This is a genomic window from Pseudomonas sp. S30 (assembly GCF_016518545.1).
Taxonomy (GTDB): domain Bacteria; phylum Pseudomonadota; class Gammaproteobacteria; order Pseudomonadales; family Pseudomonadaceae; genus Aquipseudomonas.
On record NZ_JACVTO010000019.1, the window covers coordinates 52,196 to 68,227 of the forward strand.

Genomic DNA, 16,032 nt, shown 5'->3' on the forward strand with positions numbered 1-16,032 from the left:
ATCGTGTCGTTTCGACCCTTCTTGCCACGGGCCAATGAGTGGCAGAACGACGTTCAGGACGAGGAGAGGTTTTCAGCAGAGGGGCTGACTCCCTGAGATACAGGGAAGGAAGATGGCGCACTCGGCGGGATTCGAACCCACGACCCCTGCCTTCGGAGGGCAGTACTCTATCCAGCTGAGCTACGAGTGCAACGCGGCGCAATGATACCCATCTGCGTCGGCCGCGTCCATCGCCTTGATCTGTAGCTGTTTTTACCGGCCTCTCGAAGCCCTCGGCCAAGGCGCAGGCGGCGAAGATGCTGATACCGCCTCGTCCAGGCGCAGCGGCGTTCTCATCGAAGCTCATCGCCAAGGAGCTTGCCATGACCATCGACCTGCAGCATTACGCCGCCAGCCTGGCGTCGTTGAAAGACGCCCGCGCCGTGACCGAGAAGGCGCGCGATTACCTCCAGCACTGGCCCGACCTGTACGCCCTGGCGCGGCGCACGGCGGCTGATTACCTGCGCCGGCATAGCGGTCAATGGCTGGATCCGGACCGGGTCTGGTGGAATGTCTTCGACGGGGCGGTGGGCGCGCCGACCTTCACCGGCTGGCGCCACGCCGGGCCACCGCGCGAGTCGATACGCTTCACCGATCTGCTGATCCAGCGCTTCGACGGTGGCTTCCAGGCGGCGCCGGATGTGCTGCCGTTGTATGGCGGCTTCTACACGCAAGGCCGCGGGGCCTCGCAATACGGCGCGCACAACGAGGTCAAGCTGGACCCGCAGAAGGTCATGGATGACCTCTGGGCGCTGGATTTCGCCAGCCAAGTCAGGCAACGCAGCGAGCGCTTCTGGAGCGAGCAGGGCCGGGATTTCCCGTTGCTGGCCCGCGTGCGGCTGCTGGCCAGTATCGAGACCGGCGTCGCCGAAGGACGCTTGCAGGACCTGGATCGCCGCCGCCTGAAGGCGTATCTGCGGGCACCGGGGCATGAACGTCCTACGCTGGATGACCTGGTCAAGCCGCTGGATCTGGCGGCCTTCGTCGTCCGTCATCACCTGCTCGAGGGAGGTGGCCATTTGCTGACGCTGACGGCGAGCGATGGTCGGGTGATTCTCTATTGCCCCACGACGTCCTGGCCGCCCCAGGCCTTCGCCGATCGGCCGGCGCTGCTGGCCTGGGTTCATGGGCAGTTGTCGGCGCCACTGGCCCACGACTGGCTGCGCGCCTTGTATCGGGTCGATCAGCAAGCCAGTACCGACGAGCTGCAAAAAGCGCTGGCGCACCTGCGCGCACGCAGCGGCAGCGCCGAAGCGCCCCAATGGCCATTCGGCGAAGGTCGCCCGCTCGATACCGACCTGTTCGAGGAGCTGCAGGCGTGGGCCAAGGCGGACCTGCAGGTGAGCCAGCAGGCGCTGGTCAGCAACGGTGATCTGCGCAAAGGCCTGTGGCGCGGTTACCTCGGCGCGTTCCTGCAGATCGTCGCGCCCATCGCGCCAGCCGCCTGGCCGCTGGGGTTGCTGGTGCTGGGGGCAGGCGTGGCACGGCTGGTGCTCGACAGCCAGGCGCTGGCCAGCGCCCATTCCACCCGTGAACGTCAGGAGGCGATCCTGGCCGTGGTCGCCGATGCGGTCATGGTGGTGTTCTCGCTCATCGACGTCGGCCTGAGCGGCCGTTCACTGACCTACCGGGCACCGCCCCATGAGCGGCTGGCCCAGCCAGACAGCTGGGCGCCAGTCGAGGGGCGCAGCGACGAACTGGACGATCTGGAGGCCAACCGGCTGGTCGAGCCACCCGTGGAAACCGATGGGCTGTTGCGCAATGTCAGTGTCGATGAGCAAGGCGCTACCTGGATCGAGCTGCAGGACCAGACCCTGCGGGTGCGCTATAGCCCGGAAAGCGACGGCTGGCTGGCGGTGGACGAGGACGACCCCTTCGCTTTTCTGCCCGGCTATCCCTTGAGAGTGGTCGAAGAAGGCAGTTTTCAGCTGTTCGACGTACCGCAGCCCTCCGGCGTGTTGACCGATGGCATGGAGCAACTGGCGTCCAGCTTCTGGGACACCTACATGCGCGACAACCCGCTGCTGTATTGGGAAATGTCGCAGACGCTCTTGCAAGCGCAGCGCACCACCCTGGCCAAGGCCGCCCTGCCTCGCATCGAGCCGGGTGCGGCCCTGCAGACCGACGAGCTGGGGTACGAATGCGTCGAGGCAGGCGGTCAGCGTCACTACACCTGGCGTGAAGGCGATGAATACCAGAGCCAGCTGCTGCGCATCTACAGCAGCGAGAATTCCCAGGTCAACAACCTGTTCCGCCATGGCGTCAAAGGCAGTATCGGCGAAGGCGATGGCGACGTACCGGGCTACCTGCACAGGCTGTTCGACAGCCTGGACGCCCTGCCTTCCAGCGAGGCGGTGCGCCTATGGCGTGGCGGCAGCAACTATCGCCTGACCGGCGGCGTGCACTACCGTAACGGCGACCTCAATCCGGGCGACGTGCTGGTCAGTACCGATATCACCTCGTTCACCGAGAACCCCTATGCGTTGCGTGCCTTCGTCGCGCCCAGCATGGCCACCGGCGAGGACCGCTTCGAGTCGGTGTTCAATGAAACCTCGGTGGTCTATGAACTGGTCGGCAAAGGCCTGCGCAACGGCAAGCCGATCGCGCCGATGTCGCTGCACCCGATCGAGTCCGAGGTCATCTATGCACCTGGGCATTTTTTCAAGATCGACAGCATTCGCCAGGTGCGCGGCGACCATTACCACTTCGTCAAAGTGCGCCTGCGCGAGGTGGAAAAGCCGATGGACGAGCCCATCTACGACATGCGCACCGGGCAACCCTTCGAGCGTCTCGCCTTCCTGGAAAGGGTCGGTGAAGAGGCCCTGGTCGAGCGCTTGTTCCCCGCCGAGCAATGGCCTACAGCGCGATGAACTCTGGGCGTAGCCCCTCGACCTGCCGCCCCGCTGGCGCCGGCGGCTGATCGAGGCCGGTGATATGGTGCAGCACCTGCGCGCGCACGCTGTGCAGGGCGGCTGCACTGCGCAGCCGCGGATGGGGCAGGTCCACGTCGACCACCGCCTTGATGCGTCCGGGACGTGGCTCCAGCACCACCACTCGGTCCGCCAGGTAGGTGGCCTCTTCGGCATCGTGGGTCACCAGCAGTACGGTGACCCCGGAGCGTGCCCTGATCACCAGCAGTTCGTCCTGCAACTGCTGGCGGGTCAGGGCGTCCAGCGCGCCGAACGGCTCGTCCAGCAGCAGCAAGCGCGGGCTGGCCACCAGTCCGCGGGCGATCGCCACGCGTTGCGCCATGCCACCGGACAGTTGGTGCGGGTAGGCGCTCTCGAACCCCGACAGCCCCACCAACTGCACGAATTCATGGACCTTGCGCGCCCGGTCGCCCTCGCTCAGCTTGTCATTGATCAGGCCCAGGGCGATGTTCTGCTCGACGCTCAGCCACGGAAACAGGCGGTGCTCCTGGAAGACGATGCCCCGCTCGCTGCCGATGCCCGTGACGAGCTGGCCGTCGATGTGGATGCTGCCGCTGTAGTCGCCGTCCAGCCCGACCAGCAAGCGCAGCAGGGTGGATTTGCCGCAGCCCGAAGCGCCGACGATGGCGATGAGCTCGCCTTCTTCGATCGACAGGTCGAAGCCACGCAGGGCCTCGAACGGCTGGCCGTCGACGTGGAAGACCTTGCCGACATCGTCGAAGCGGACCAGTGGCGTGGCGGCCTGCGTCGAAGTGCTCGAGGCGGGCGTGGCAGTGAAGGCGTTCATGCGGTTCTCCAGCGCGTGGCGCGCGATTCGAGGTGTTGTCCAAGGCTGCCGAGCAGGGCGCCGACCAGGCCGATCAACACCATGGCGGCCATCACCTGGTCCATGCGGAACAATTGCTGGGCCCCGAGCATGAGGCTGGCGATGCCGCCATCCGATGGCATGAAGTACTCGGCGCCGAGGGTGCCGAGCCAGGCGTAGATCAGCGCCAGGCGCAGGCCGGCGAAGATCGCTGGTGCTGCGCCTGGCAGCACCAGCAGGCGCAGGCGCTGGGGCAGGTTCAGCCGCAGCGCGCGCGCGGCTTCGCCCAGTTGCGGCGACAGGCCGCAGACGCCGCGCTGGGTGGCGATCATCAGCGGGAAGAACGCGGCCAGGCCGACGAACACCAGTTTCGAGGCTTCGCCCAGGCCGAACCAGGCGGTGAGCAGCGGCACCCAGGCGAACAGCGCCACCTGCCGCACGGCCGACAGGCTCGGCCCGAGCAGGCGCTCGCCGGTGCGCGACAGCCCCAGCAGCAGCCCGGTGGCCAGGCCAGCGCAGCCGCCGAACAGCAGCCCGGCCAGGGTGCGCTGCAAGCTGCTGGCCATGGCCTGAGGCAGCGAGCCGTCCAGCAGGCCGGCGAACAGGCTGTGCACCACCTGCAGCGGTGAAGTGAGGACCGCGCTGTCCACCCAACCGAAGCTATTGCCCGCCTGCCACAGGGCCAGCAGCGCCAGCGGCAGCAGCAGGGACTGCCAGCGGCGCGTCGGGAGGCTGCGCCGATGCTCTGCCGTGGCGGGCTGCGGCCAGAACAGGCAGCGACGCTCCAGGCGCGAGAAGCCGTGCTCCAGAGTGGCGCCCACCCCGCCGATCAGCACGATGCAGACGAAGACCAGATCGAGCATGAACAGCTGGCGGCCCCACACCATCAGGTAGCCGATCCCTTCGCTGGAGGCCAGCAGTTCGACTGCCAGCAGGGCACTCCAGCCGGTGGCCAGGGCCTGGCGAACGCCCGCCAGGAACGCGGGCAGGGCAGCCGGCACCAGCAGCTGCCGAAACCGCACGGCGGGCGGCAGGCGCAGCACGGCGGCGGCCTCGCGCAACTTGGGTTGCGCATCGCGTACCCCGACCAGCGTGTGCAGCGTGACCGGCACGATCACCGCCTTGAGCAGCACCACCAGCTTGAGCCATTCGCCGATGCCGAAGAACAGCATGAACAGGGGAATCCAGGCCAGGGTCGGGATCTGCGCCAGGGCCAGGAAGGTGGGCAGCACCAGCGCCTGCGCACGGCGGGAACCACCGAGCCAGATGCCGAGCAGCAGGCCGCTGGCGATGCCCGTGAGCAGGCCCCAGAACAGGCGTTGCAGACTTATCCACAGATGGCCCCAGAGTTCGCCTGCGCCGTACTCCAGCGCCGTCTGCCAGACCAGCGTGGGGGGTGGCAGGATCTGCTCGCTCATCCAGTGCCGCTCACTGGCCAGCCACCACAGCAGTGCCACCGTGATAGGGACCAGCCAGGGCAGGGCGCGGTCCACCTGGGCTCGGGCGAATGGGCGCAGGTCGACACGCTGAGTGGAGTGACGCGTCGCGATCAGGCTATGGGTCATGGCGCCCTCGATTAAAATGCGCAGTGATTATTTCTTTAAGGAATAACAAATATCTGTATTCGTATATGTAGAAATAAGAGCACGTCTCTGGCAGCGCCGGAAGTGCCTGAACATTGCGTTTCGCTCATATTTTTCATGCGCTCGATGCATGCCGGTGGCTAAGCCCCGTCCTTAGCGATTTATAGCTATTTGTTATCTGCAAATGAGTTTTAAGTCTTTGCTGGTTATAGCGGACTTTGCCTAGCTTCCGATCACCGCGCCGGCCAACGACATCGCTGGCGGCCTGTCGAGGAGCTTTGTCATGAATACCGTATTGCGCCGCCTGCTCAGTCCATTGCTGGTGACCCTGCTGGGTGGTTTGCCCCTGGCCGCACCGGCCGCGGAGCCGGCGCCGCCGGAGGTGATCCGCATCGCCGTGCCGGACCTCAGCGCCGGCAATACGCCTAGCGGCGGCGGGGTCGTCGATGTGTTGCGCCACCAGCGACTGCTGGAGAACGCCTTCGCCAAGGATGGCATTCGTATCGACTGGCATTTCTTCAAAGGGGCGGGGCCGGCGGTCAACGAGGCCCTGGCCAACGGTCAGGCCGACTTCGCCTACCTGGGCGACCTGGCAGCGATCATCGGCAAGGCCAGCGGCCTGGACACCCACGTGCTGTCGGCCGGCGTGCGCGGTGTGAAGAGTTATCTGGGTGTGGTGCCAGGTTCGGGCATCCACCGTCTGGAGGACCTCAAGGGCAAGCGCGTGGCGGTGTTCCGCGGCACCGCCAACCAGCTGTCGTTCGCCAGCGCGCTGGCCAGCCAGGGGCTTTCCGAGCGCGACCTGAAGGTCATCAACCTGGATTTCAATGCCTCCAACGCGGCCCTGGCCGCCAGGCAGATCGACGCCACCTGGGGCCTGTCGAACCTGCTGTCGTTGCGTGAGCGTGGCCTGGTGGAGCTGCCGGTGAACTCGCGTGATCTGCAAGGCGCCGGCAGTACCCAAGCCGTGCTGGTGGGCACGGGCGAGTTCATCGGCAAGTACCCTGAGCTGGTGCAGCGACTGGTCAGCGCCCAGCAACAGGCCGTGAACTGGCTGCGCGACGAGCGCAACCGCGACGCCTACGTGGACCTCGTCGCCAGCACCGCCAGCTGGCCGCGCAGCGTGTTGCGCGACGATCTGGCCCAGGAAAACCTGTCCCACTATTTCGATCCGCGCCTGGACAGCGAGTTCGTCGGCCTGCTGCAGCAGGGGGTCGACCTGGCTGCCCGCGAGCGGCTCATCCGGCGCAGCTTCCAGGTCTCTGACTGGATCGAGCCTCGGTTCATCGATACCGCCCTGCAACAGCAACAGGCCACCCAGGCCGCCCGCTGACCTCATCCCCAAGGAGTGACTCCATGAGCAATGCCGCATTGGCCGATGTGCCGCACACCGTCGAGCTGGATATCCAGCCGGTCGCCGGGCGTATCGGCGCCGAGATTCGCCACCTGAAGCTGTCCGCCGATCTGGACCCTGCCACCGTGGACGCGTTGCAGGCGGCCCTGGTGCAGTACAAGGTGATTTTCCTGCGTGGTCAGACACACCTGGACGACCAGGCCCAGGAGGCGTTCGCCAAGCTGCTCGGCGAGCCGGTCGCCCACCCGACGGTGCCGGTGGTGGACGGTACGCGCTACCTGATGCAACTCGATGGCGCTGAAGGGCAGCGCGCCAATTCCTGGCACACCGACGTGACCTTCGTCGACGCCTACCCCAAGGCCTCCATTCTGCGTAGCGTGATCGCGCCGGCCTTCGGCGGCGATACGGTCTGGGCCAACACCGCCCGCGCCTACGAGGAACTGCCGCAGCCTCTGCGCGAACTGGCCGACAAGCTCTGGGCGGTGCACAGCAACGAGTACGACTATGCCGCCATCAAGCCGGACGTCGACCCGCAGCGCCTGGAACGTTACCGCCAGGTGTTCACCTCGACGGTGTACGAAACCGAGCACCCCGTGGTGCGGGTGCACCCGATCAGCGGCGAACGGGTGTTGCAGCTAGGGCATTTCGTCAAGCGCATCAAAGGCTATTCGCAAGCCGACTCCCATCATCTGTTCAATCTGCTGCAGGGGCATGTCACGCGCCTGGAGAACACCGTGCGCTGGCGCTGGCAGGCCGGTGACGTGGCGATCTGGGACAATCGCGCGACCCAGCACTACGCGGTGGACGACTACGGCACCCAGCCCAGGGTGGTGCGTCGGGTCACGCTGGCCGGTGAAGTACCGCAAGGGGTGGACGGGCAGCTGAGCCGAACCACGCGAAAGGGCTAGCGCCCACCCCGCAGGCGCGGCGGTTCATACACGGGACCTCCAGCGCTACAACTCGGCGTCACAGGCGATCAGTTGGCGGACCAGGCCCTGGGCCAGCGGGGACAAGCCGTACCCCACCCGGCTGACGATGCCGTAGCGGGTATGGCAGGCCTGGCGCTGCTCGGGCGTCAGGTCGACCGGCTCCAACGCCACCAGGCGGCCTTGCGCCTGATAGGGCTGCAGGTTGGCGCTGCAGGCGATGCCCAGCGTGTTCGACTGCATCACCACATTGAGCAACGCATAGCCGTGCTCGCATTCGACGCTGGGGACGAAGTCCTGGCGCTCGCTCATTTCACTGAGCACCTTGCGGATGTTCGGTGGGCGCAGGGTGGTCGCCATCGGGTAGTCGAACAGGTCGCGTGCATGCACGGCTTCTTGCTGCGTCAGGGGATGCCCGACACGGCAGCAGAAATACCAGCGCTGGGGCGTCAACAAATGCACGCGGTAGTCCGGGTCTGCCTCGAATTGACGCGTGTCGGCCACGAAGAATTCGATCTCCTCGGCCATCAGCCGATGGTTCAAGGCCTGCCAGTTATCCACTTGAAAGCAGGTCCGCGCTGCCGGGAACTCGCTGACGAAGCGCGCCACTGCGCGGGGGACCAGTCCTCCGGCCGGCGCTGGCCCGGAGCCGAAGCGCACGGTGCCGGTGGTCGCGCCGTTGAACTGGTTGATCTCGTTGACCAGATTGCGTGCGCCATGCACCAGCCGCCGCGAGTGGTCCAGCACCAACTGGCCCTGACGGGTGGGCGCCAGCTCCTTGCTGGCGCGATCCACCAGACGGCAGCCGACGTTGTGCTCAAGGGTCTGGATGCTGCGGCTGAAGGCCGACTGCGACAGGTTCACCGCGGCCGCCGCGGCGACGAAGCTGCGGTGCTCGATGAGTGCGATGAAGTGCCGCAGCTGACGCAGATCGATATGCATTTTCTACATTGAAACCTTCGGTTAAATGCAATTGCCGACAAGAGCTGGGGACTTTATAAAGGCTCTTACTTATTCCACAAAATATAAAATTAAAATATTTATATTTCCTAAAAGAATATAAGCCCCGCTCATCGCGATTCGCTTCCGCCAACGGAAATGCTCGCCAGGGTCCATGCCTCAAGGAGCCTTTGCATGTCGCGAATTTCACGCTGGTCAGCGCGCACCTCGCTGTTCACCCTCCAACCCCTGGCCGCGAGCATGCTGCTGGCGACCAGTGGCCCGACCTGGGCCGACCCGGTCGCCGTCGGGGACGCCACCAGCGCCCAGGCCGATGCCAGGCTCGGCACCGTCACGGTCAATGCCCGACGTCGCGAGGAAACCTCCCAGGACGTGCCGACGCCCATCAGCGTGCTGGACAGCCAGACCCTGGAAACCCAGCGCATCTACCGCATCCAGGATCTGCAGCAGTTGGTGCCCAGTACCAACGTGGCCTATGTGCATGCGCGCCAGTCGAGCATCTCGATCCGCGGGCTGGGCAACAACCCTGCCAGCGATGGCCTGGAGGGCAGCGTCGGGGTGTACCTGGACAACGTCTACCTGGGCCGTCCCGGCATGGCCGTGTTCGACCTGCTCGATGTCGAGCAACTCGAAGTGCTGCGTGGCCCGCAGGGCACGCTGTTCGGCAAGAACACCACCGCCGGGGTGCTGAACATCACCACGCGCAAACCGACCTTCCAGCGCGAGGGCAGCGTGCAGTCGTCCCTGGGCGAGGACGGCTACTGGCAGACCCAGGGCAGCTTTTCCGGACCCCTCACCGACACCCTCGCCGGACGTATCAGCGCCTACCGCACCGAGGACGATGGCTACGTGAAGAACATCCACGACGGGCACGATCTCAACGGCGGCAAGCGCCAGGGCTTTCGCACGCAGCTGCTGTTCAAGCCCAGCGACACCTTCAACCTGCGCTGGATCGGGGAATACAACGAGGAAGACTCCGACAACGGCATTCTCAGCCTGTACAGCACCGGTCCGACCATCAACGGCGTCAATCGCTACGAGACCCTGGCGCGCCAGGCGGGTGCGACCCTGGTGTCGGGCAAGAAGCGCAAGGTCAATTTCGATGCCGACCAGATGGTCAAGGTGTTCCAGGGCGGCAGTTCGGTGGAGGCCAACTGGATCCTGCCCAACGACTTCACCCTCACCTCGATCACCGCCTACCGCTGGTGGGACTTCACCCCGCGCAACGACGACGGTCTGAACGTGCCAGCGGCCTACAACGCCGGCGTCTCGGTGCGTGACAAGCAGTATTCACAGGAACTGCGTCTGGCCTCGCCCACCGGTGGCGCGTTCGATTACGTACTGGGCGCCTATTACTTCAAGCAGGACCTGGACAACCGCTCCTTCACCTATTACGGCCCGCAGGCCGATATCTGGAACGCCACCCCCAGTGGCGCGCTGGCCGACGTCACCACCCTGGGCGATGGCCACATCGACACCGACAGCTATGCCCTGTTCGCCCAAGGCACCTGGCACCTGACCGACCGCCTGGACTTCACCGCAGGGGTGCGTGGCACTTATGAAGAGAAGAACGCCTGGGTCACCCGCGATGCCCCGCTGGGCGGCGCGACGGTGACCGGTGCCGCCGCCACCGCTCGCCAGGGGCGGGTAGGGGCTTACGACTCGGGTGACCTGAGCCAGTACAGCTTCGCACCCTCCGGCCTGCTGAGCCTGAGCTACCGCTTCAACGACCAGGTGCTCGGCTACGCCAGCCTCTCCCATGGCGAGAAGTCCGGCGGGGTCAACCTGACCGTCGGCGCGGCGCCGCGTCTGGGCACCGACTCGCTGCAAGTGGGCACCGAGCGCATCAACAATGCCGAAATCGGGGTCAAGAGCACGCTGCTCGACGCGCGCCTGCTGCTCAACGCCAACCTGTTCTGGGCCCAGGTGCATGGCTACCAGGCCAACGTCTACGACCAGGTGAACCGCGTGCAATACCTGGCCAACGCCGGCAGCGTTCGCTCGCGGGGCCTGGAGCTGGAGGCCACGGCCCTGCCGTTGCGTGGATTGACCTTGAACCTCAACGGCTCGTGGAACGACGTGCGCTACACCGAGTACGACGACGCCCCGTGCGCCCCCGAGGTGAGCCTGGTCAATGCCGCAGCGACCTGCGACCTGTCCGGCCATCAAGTGGTCGGCGCCTCCAAGTACATCGCCAACTTCAACGCGCAGTACGCCTGGCAACTGGCCGAGCGTGTCGAGCCCTATGTCACCGCCAGCTACGCCTTCCGCTCCCGGGCCGTGGGCACCATCGACGACTCGGCCTATGGGCAGATTCCCAGCTACGCCCTGGTCAACCTGAGCGCCGGTGTGCGCCTGGACCAGGGAGACGGCGTGCTCGACCTGTCGCTGTGGGTGAAGAACGCCGGGGACAAGACCTACTTCACCAGCCTGTGGAATTCCGCCAACGGCGGCTATGCCGGCGTGTTGGGCACACCCCGCACCGTGGGCGCCACTGCCCGTTACGATTTCTGAAAAAGAAGGAGCTCTGCCATGAATGCCAACACACAACCCGCAGCGCTGCCCGAAGGCGCCTGCATCACTGCCCGCGTGCCGGAGACGAACCAGGCGCTGCTCGGCGACATCGTGGTCAACCCCTACAAGCTGGCGCCGCTGACCGCGATCATCCGTGACGGTGGCCGCACCCTGAGCGGGGTGCATGTGCGTGTCCTGGGCCGGGGCGAGCGCGGCGTGGACATCGACTACCCGGTGTCCGAGCGGGCGCTGTGGACCTACGGCGGCATCCCGGTGTTCGGCCTCTACCCCGACCACGTCAACCAGGTCGAGGTCAGCTACAAGCTCGACGGTGAGCGCCTGCGCGAGCGCTATGAGATCTATGCGCCCGCCGTGCGCCTGCCGGTGGTGGCCCGGCAGACAGCGGCCCTGCCGCACGTGGAGCCGGTCACGGTGGCGCCGGGCTTCGAGAAGCGTCTGTACCTGTTCAATCACCTGCTGGGCGATATCCCGGGGGGCCGGGCGTTCAAGTGGAATGGCCTGGGCGGGGCGGCCGAGTGGGACCAGGTGGGCAACAACTGGATCGCCGACAGCAATGGCGACGTGCGCTGGTACCTGGACATCGAGCAGATTCACGACTCCAACCGCCGCGACGGCCTGGGCGGCACCATGGGCTTCCAGCAGACCCGTGACGGCAAGCTGATCTGGGGCCAGGGCCAGACCTATTCCAAGTTCGACCTGCTGGGGCGGCGGGTCTGGCAGCGCAATCTGCCGGACAAGTTCGCCGACTTCTCCCACGAGATTCGCGAAACCAGCCACGGCACCTACCTGCTGCGCGTGGGCACCAGCGACTACCGTCGTCCGGATGGCAAACGCGTGCGCTCGATCCGCGACCACATCATCGAAGTCGACGAGTCGGGTGATGTCCTGGACTTCTGGGACCTCAACCAGATCCTCGACCCTTATCGCGGCGAGCTGCTGGAAACCCTGGGTAGAGCGGCGCTGCAACTGCCCGAGGGCGTGCGCAAGGCCGACGACCGCCTGGCCAACGAGCTGGCCGAAGGCGACCTGCCCTTCGGCGATACGCCGGGGGTGGGCACCGGACGCAACTGGGCGCACGTCAACGCCATCGATCACGACGCCAGCGACGACAGCATCATCGTTTCAGCACGCCATCAGGGTGTGGTCAAGATCGGCCGCGACAAGCAGGTGAAATGGATTCTCGCCTCGCCCAAGGGCTGGCCGAGCCACCTCAAGGCCAAGGTGCTCACCCCGGTTGCCAGCGAGGAGTTCGACTGGTCCTGGACCCAGCACACGGCCTGGCTCACTGGGCAGGGCACCCTGACCGTGTTCGACAACGGTTGGGGACGGGATTTCGCCCCGACCCGGCTCGAAGGCAACTACAGCCGCGCCGTGGAATACCGGATCGACGAAGCCAAGCTCACGGTGGAGCAGGTGTGGGCCTACGGCAAGGCGCGCGGTGACGAATGGTACAGCCCGATCACCTCGGTGGTGGCCTACCAGCCGCAGACTGATACCCAGCTGATCTATTCAGCCTCGGTGGGCTACCTGACCCCTGAAAAGCTCACCACCTCGGTCCTCAACGAAGTCCGCCGAGGCACCCAGCAAGTGCTGGTGGAACTGAAGGTGCACAGCCGTCAGCCCGGCAGCGTGGGCTATCGGGCGCTGGTGATCGACGTGGCCAAGGCATTCTGAGCCGGTCACTCCCTTCCCCCTCCCGCCATCCGGTCAGAAGCCAGGCTCCGTCCCGCCTCAGCGTGAGACGGGGCCCGGCCTGTGCGCGCCCGTCGTTCTTTTTTTCGAACAGGCTATTGTCCAACCCCCTGGCGGACGCTTAGCATTCGTTTGAGATTTCAAACGCGCGATGCTCAAATCGAACACCGGTTCGATCGAGCGCCGGCATTCATGAAGGCCGCCTGCCTGGCGCCTGAAGCACACTCAACCATTCGCGCCGCGCGTGTACGGCGCGGTCAAGGGAAGCCGACATGCAGCTCAAAGACGCTCAGTTGTTCCGCCAGCAGGCCTACATCAACGGTGAATGGCTGGACGCGGACAGCGGCCAGACCATCCAGGTGACCAACCCGGCCACCGGCGAAGTGATCGGCAGCGTGCCGAAGATGGGCGTCGCGGAAACCCGCCGCGCGGTCGAAGCGGCCGACAAGGCGCTGCCGGCCTGGCGTGCACTGACCGCCAAGGAGCGCTCGGGCAAGCTGCGTCGCTGGTTCGAGCTGATGATCGAGCACCAGGACGACCTGGCCCGCCTGATGACCACCGAGCAGGGCAAGCCACTGGCCGAAGCCAAGGGCGAGATCGCCTATGCCGCCTCGTTCATCGAGTGGTTCGCCGAGGAAGCCAAGCGTGTCTACGGCGACACCATCCCTGGCCACCAGGCCGACAAGCGCCTGATCGTGATCAAGCAGCCGATCGGTGTCACCGCGGCCATCACCCCGTGGAACTTCCCGGCGGCGATGATCACCCGTAAAGCCGGCCCGGCCCTGGCCGCTGGCTGCACCATGGTGCTCAAGCCTGCCTCGCAGACCCCGTATTCGGCCTTGGCCCTGGTCGAGCTGGCCACCCGTGCCGGCATTCCGGCCGGTGTCCTGAGCGTGGTCACCGGCAGCGCCGGCGAAGTGGGCGGCGAGCTGACCGGCAACTCGCTGGTGCGCAAGCTGTCGTTCACCGGCTCCACCGAAATCGGTCGCCAACTGATGCAGGAATGCGCCAAGGACATCAAGAAAGTGTCCCTGGAGCTCGGCGGCAACGCCCCGTTCATCGTGTTCGATGACGCCGACCTGGACAAGGCGGTCGAGGGCGCGATCATTTCCAAGTACCGCAACAATGGCCAGACCTGCGTCTGCGCCAACCGTATCTACGTGCAGGATGGCGTCTACGAAGCCTTCGCCGAGAAGCTCAAGGCGGCCGTGGCCAAGCTCAAGATCGGTAACGGCCTGGAAGAGGGCACCACCACCGGCCCGCTGATCGACCACAAGGCCGTGGCCAAGGTCCAGGAGCACATCGAGGACGCCGTATCCAAGGGCGCCAAGGTGCTGTCCGGCGGCAAGCTGATCGAAGGCAACTTCTTCGAGCCGACCATTCTGGTCGACGTGCCGAAAACCGCCGCCGTGGCCAAGGAAGAGACCTTCGGCCCGCTGGCGCCGCTGTTCCGCTTCAAGGACGAGGCCGAAGTCATCGCCTTGTCCAACGACACCGAGTTCGGCCTGGCCTCGTACTTCTATGCCCGCGACATGAGCCGCGTGTTCCGCGTCGCCGAGGCTCTGGAATACGGCATGGTCGGCATCAACACCGGGCTGATCTCCAACGAAGTCGCGCCGTTCGGCGGCATCAAGGCCTCGGGCCTGGGCCGCGAAGGTTCCAAGTACGGCATCGAGGACTACCTCGAAATCAAATACCTGTGCATCAGCGTCTGATGTACTAAGGGCTTTACCTCGCCAGCGGGGCGCGAGAGCGACGTTCCGCTGGTTTTTTTGACAGTGCAGCACCTGGTGGCCAGGGCACGGGCGGCAGTCGATCAACGAATACTGTTCGCCGGCGCAGCCAGCCACCCCCGAATAACAGCGCCAAGCGTCTTGGCGCGAATGAGGGCATTATGAGCAAGACCAACGAATCCTTGATGCAACGCCGTGTCGCCGCCGTCCCCCGTGGCGTCGGCCAGATTCACCCGATCTTCGTCGAGTCGGCGAAGAACTCCACGGTGATCGACGTTGAAGGCCGCGAACTGATCGACTTCGCCGGCGGCATCGCAGTGCTCAACACCGGTCACCTGCACCCGAAAGTGGTCGCGGCCGTGCAGCAACAGCTGACCAAGGTCAGCCACACCTGCTTCCAGGTCCTGGCCTACGAGCCCTACGTGGAACTGGCCGAGAAGATCAACAGCCTGGTGCCTGGCGACTTCGCCAAGAAGACCCTGCTGGTCACCTCCGGCTCCGAAGCGGTGGAAAACGCCGTGAAGATCGCCCGCGCCGCCACTGGCCGTGCCGGCGTGATCGCCTTCACCGGCGGCTACCACGGCCGCACCATGATGACCCTGGGCCTGACCGGCAAAGTGGTGCCGTACTCCGCGGGCATGGGCCTGATGCCCGGTGGCATCTTCCGCGCCCAGTTCCCTAGCGAGCTGCACGGTGTCAGCGTCGATGACGCCATCGCCTCGGTAGAGCGCATCTTCAAGAACGATGCCGAGCCGCGCGACATCGCCGCGATCATCCTCGAGCCGGTCCAGGGCGAAGGCGGTTTCCTGCCGGCGCCCAAAGAGCTGATGCAGCGCCTGCGCGCCCTGTGCGACCAGCACGGCATCCTGCTGATCGCCGACGAAGTGCAGACGGGCGCTGGTCGTACCGGCACCTTCTTCGCCATGGAGCAGATGGGCGTCGCACCTGACCTCACCACCTTCGCCAAGTCCATCGCCGGTGGCTTCCCGCTGGCCGGTGTGTGCGGCAAGGCCGAGTACATGGATGCCATCGCGCCGGGTGGCCTGGGTGGCACCTACGCCGGTTCGCCGATCGCCTGCGCTGCCGCCCTGGCGGTGATCCAGGTGTTCGAGGAAGAGAAGCTGCTCGACCGCAGCAAGGCCGTGGGCGAGCGCCTGACTGCCGGCCTGCGCGAGATCCAGCAGAAGCATTCGATCATCGGCGACGTCCGTGGCCTGGGCTCGATGATCGCGGTGGAAGTGTTCGAGAAGGGCACCCACACGCCGAACGCGGCCGCTGTCGCGCAAGTGGTGGCCAAGGCCCGTGACAAGGGTCTGATCCTGCTGTCCTGCGGCACCTACGGCAACGTGCTGCGCATCCTGGTGCCGCTGACCGCCGAAGACGCGCTGCTGGACAAAGGCCTGGCCATCATCGAAGAGTGCTTCGCCGAACTGGCGTGATAGAGCGTTCGTCGCTGTGAAAAAACCCGCTTCGGC

10 protein-coding genes and 1 tRNA gene are annotated in these 16,032 nt (G+C 65.7%); 7 read left to right on the plus strand and 4 right to left on the minus strand.

Features of this window, described 5'->3' with window-relative positions; translation table 11 throughout:
* Positions 1 to 113: 113 nt before the first annotated feature.
* Positions 114 to 190 (minus strand) — tRNA-Arg (locus IAE34_RS19315).
* Positions 191 to 362: 172 nt separating this feature from the next.
* Between IAE34_RS19315 and IAE34_RS19320 the strand changes: the two genes are divergently transcribed.
* Complete coding sequence (locus IAE34_RS19320) at positions 363 to 2,909, plus strand: dermonecrotic toxin domain-containing protein (protein ID WP_200140548.1); 2,547 nt, start codon at positions 363 to 365, stop codon at positions 2,907 to 2,909.
* Here IAE34_RS19320 and IAE34_RS19325 read toward each other — a convergent pair.
* Complete coding sequence (locus IAE34_RS19325) at positions 2,896 to 3,756, minus strand: ABC transporter ATP-binding protein (RefSeq protein ID WP_200140549.1); 861 nt, start codon at positions 3,754 to 3,756, stop codon at positions 2,896 to 2,898. The genes IAE34_RS19320 and IAE34_RS19325 overlap by 14 nt on opposite strands.
* Positions 3,753 to 5,339 carry an ABC transporter permease gene (locus tag IAE34_RS19330; protein ID WP_200140550.1) on the minus strand — a complete coding sequence of 529 codons (1,587 nt, stop codon included), beginning with the start codon at positions 5,337 to 5,339 and terminating at the stop codon, positions 3,753 to 3,755. Before IAE34_RS19330 ends, IAE34_RS19325 begins: the two co-directional genes overlap by 4 nt.
* A gap of 301 nt (positions 5,340 to 5,640) precedes the next feature.
* Here IAE34_RS19330 and IAE34_RS19335 point away from each other — a divergent pair, with 301 nt between their 5' ends.
* Both IAE34_RS19335 and IAE34_RS19340 read left to right on the plus strand, forming a co-directional pair.
* Complete coding sequence (locus IAE34_RS19335; RefSeq protein ID WP_200140551.1) at positions 5,641 to 6,690, plus strand: ABC transporter substrate-binding protein; 1,050 nt, start codon at positions 5,641 to 5,643, stop codon at positions 6,688 to 6,690.
* A 23-nt stretch (positions 6,691 to 6,713) separates the two neighbouring features.
* Positions 6,714 to 7,619 (plus strand): TauD/TfdA dioxygenase family protein, encoded by a 906-nt coding sequence (locus IAE34_RS19340; RefSeq protein ID WP_200140552.1) that lies wholly within the window; start codon positions 6,714 to 6,716, stop codon positions 7,617 to 7,619.
* A gap of 45 nt (positions 7,620 to 7,664) precedes the next feature.
* Here the strand turns inward: IAE34_RS19340 and IAE34_RS19345 are convergent, their stop codons facing one another.
* On the minus strand, positions 7,665 to 8,579 hold the full coding sequence (locus tag IAE34_RS19345) for a LysR family transcriptional regulator (RefSeq protein ID WP_200140553.1): 915 nt from the start codon (positions 8,577 to 8,579) through the stop codon (positions 7,665 to 7,667).
* A 192-nt stretch (positions 8,580 to 8,771) separates the two neighbouring features.
* Here IAE34_RS19345 and IAE34_RS19350 point away from each other — a divergent pair, with 192 nt between their 5' ends.
* From IAE34_RS19350 to gabT, 4 genes are all read left to right on the plus strand, one after another.
* Positions 8,772 to 11,111 carry a TonB-dependent receptor gene (locus tag IAE34_RS19350; RefSeq protein WP_200140554.1) on the plus strand — a complete coding sequence of 780 codons (2,340 nt, stop codon included), beginning with the start codon at positions 8,772 to 8,774 and terminating at the stop codon, positions 11,109 to 11,111.
* Between the two features lie 18 nt (positions 11,112 to 11,129).
* A complete protein-coding gene (locus IAE34_RS19355) occupies positions 11,130 to 12,806 on the plus strand; it encodes an aryl-sulfate sulfotransferase (RefSeq protein ID WP_200140555.1) in 1,677 nt (558 codons plus the stop codon).
* Positions 12,807 to 13,096: 290 nt separating this feature from the next.
* Positions 13,097 to 14,539 (plus strand): NADP-dependent succinate-semialdehyde dehydrogenase, encoded by a 1,443-nt coding sequence (gene gabD, locus IAE34_RS19360; protein WP_200140556.1) that lies wholly within the window; start codon positions 13,097 to 13,099, stop codon positions 14,537 to 14,539.
* A 179-nt stretch (positions 14,540 to 14,718) separates the two neighbouring features.
* Positions 14,719 to 15,996: a 4-aminobutyrate--2-oxoglutarate transaminase gene (gene gabT, locus IAE34_RS19365; protein ID WP_200140557.1), complete on the plus strand. Its 1,278-nt coding sequence runs from the start codon at positions 14,719 to 14,721 to the stop codon at positions 15,994 to 15,996.
* Positions 15,997 to 16,032: the final 36 nt, after the last annotated feature.

Bases quoted from the DNA above. Each gene is read 5' to 3' on its own strand.
- gabT (WP_200140557.1), top strand. From the start codon at position 14,719: ATGAGCAAGACCAACGAATCCTTGATGCAACGCCGTGTCGCCGCCGTC.
- IAE34_RS19320 (WP_200140548.1), top strand. From the start codon at position 363: ATGACCATCGACCTGCAGCATTACGCCGCCAGCCTGGCGTCGTTGAAA.
- IAE34_RS19330 (WP_200140550.1), bottom strand. From the start codon at position 5,339: ATGACCCATAGCCTGATCGCGACGCGTCACTCCACTCAGCGTGTCGAC.
- IAE34_RS19350 (WP_200140554.1), top strand. From the start codon at position 8,772: ATGTCGCGAATTTCACGCTGGTCAGCGCGCACCTCGCTGTTCACCCTC.
- IAE34_RS19355 (WP_200140555.1), top strand. From the start codon at position 11,130: ATGAATGCCAACACACAACCCGCAGCGCTGCCCGAAGGCGCCTGCATC.
- IAE34_RS19335 (WP_200140551.1), top strand. From the start codon at position 5,641: ATGAATACCGTATTGCGCCGCCTGCTCAGTCCATTGCTGGTGACCCTG.
- IAE34_RS19340 (WP_200140552.1), top strand. From the start codon at position 6,714: ATGAGCAATGCCGCATTGGCCGATGTGCCGCACACCGTCGAGCTGGAT.
- gabD (WP_200140556.1), top strand. From the start codon at position 13,097: ATGCAGCTCAAAGACGCTCAGTTGTTCCGCCAGCAGGCCTACATCAAC.
- IAE34_RS19345 (WP_200140553.1), bottom strand. From the start codon at position 8,579: ATGCATATCGATCTGCGTCAGCTGCGGCACTTCATCGCACTCATCGAG.
- IAE34_RS19325 (WP_200140549.1), bottom strand. From the start codon at position 3,756: ATGAACGCCTTCACTGCCACGCCCGCCTCGAGCACTTCGACGCAGGCC.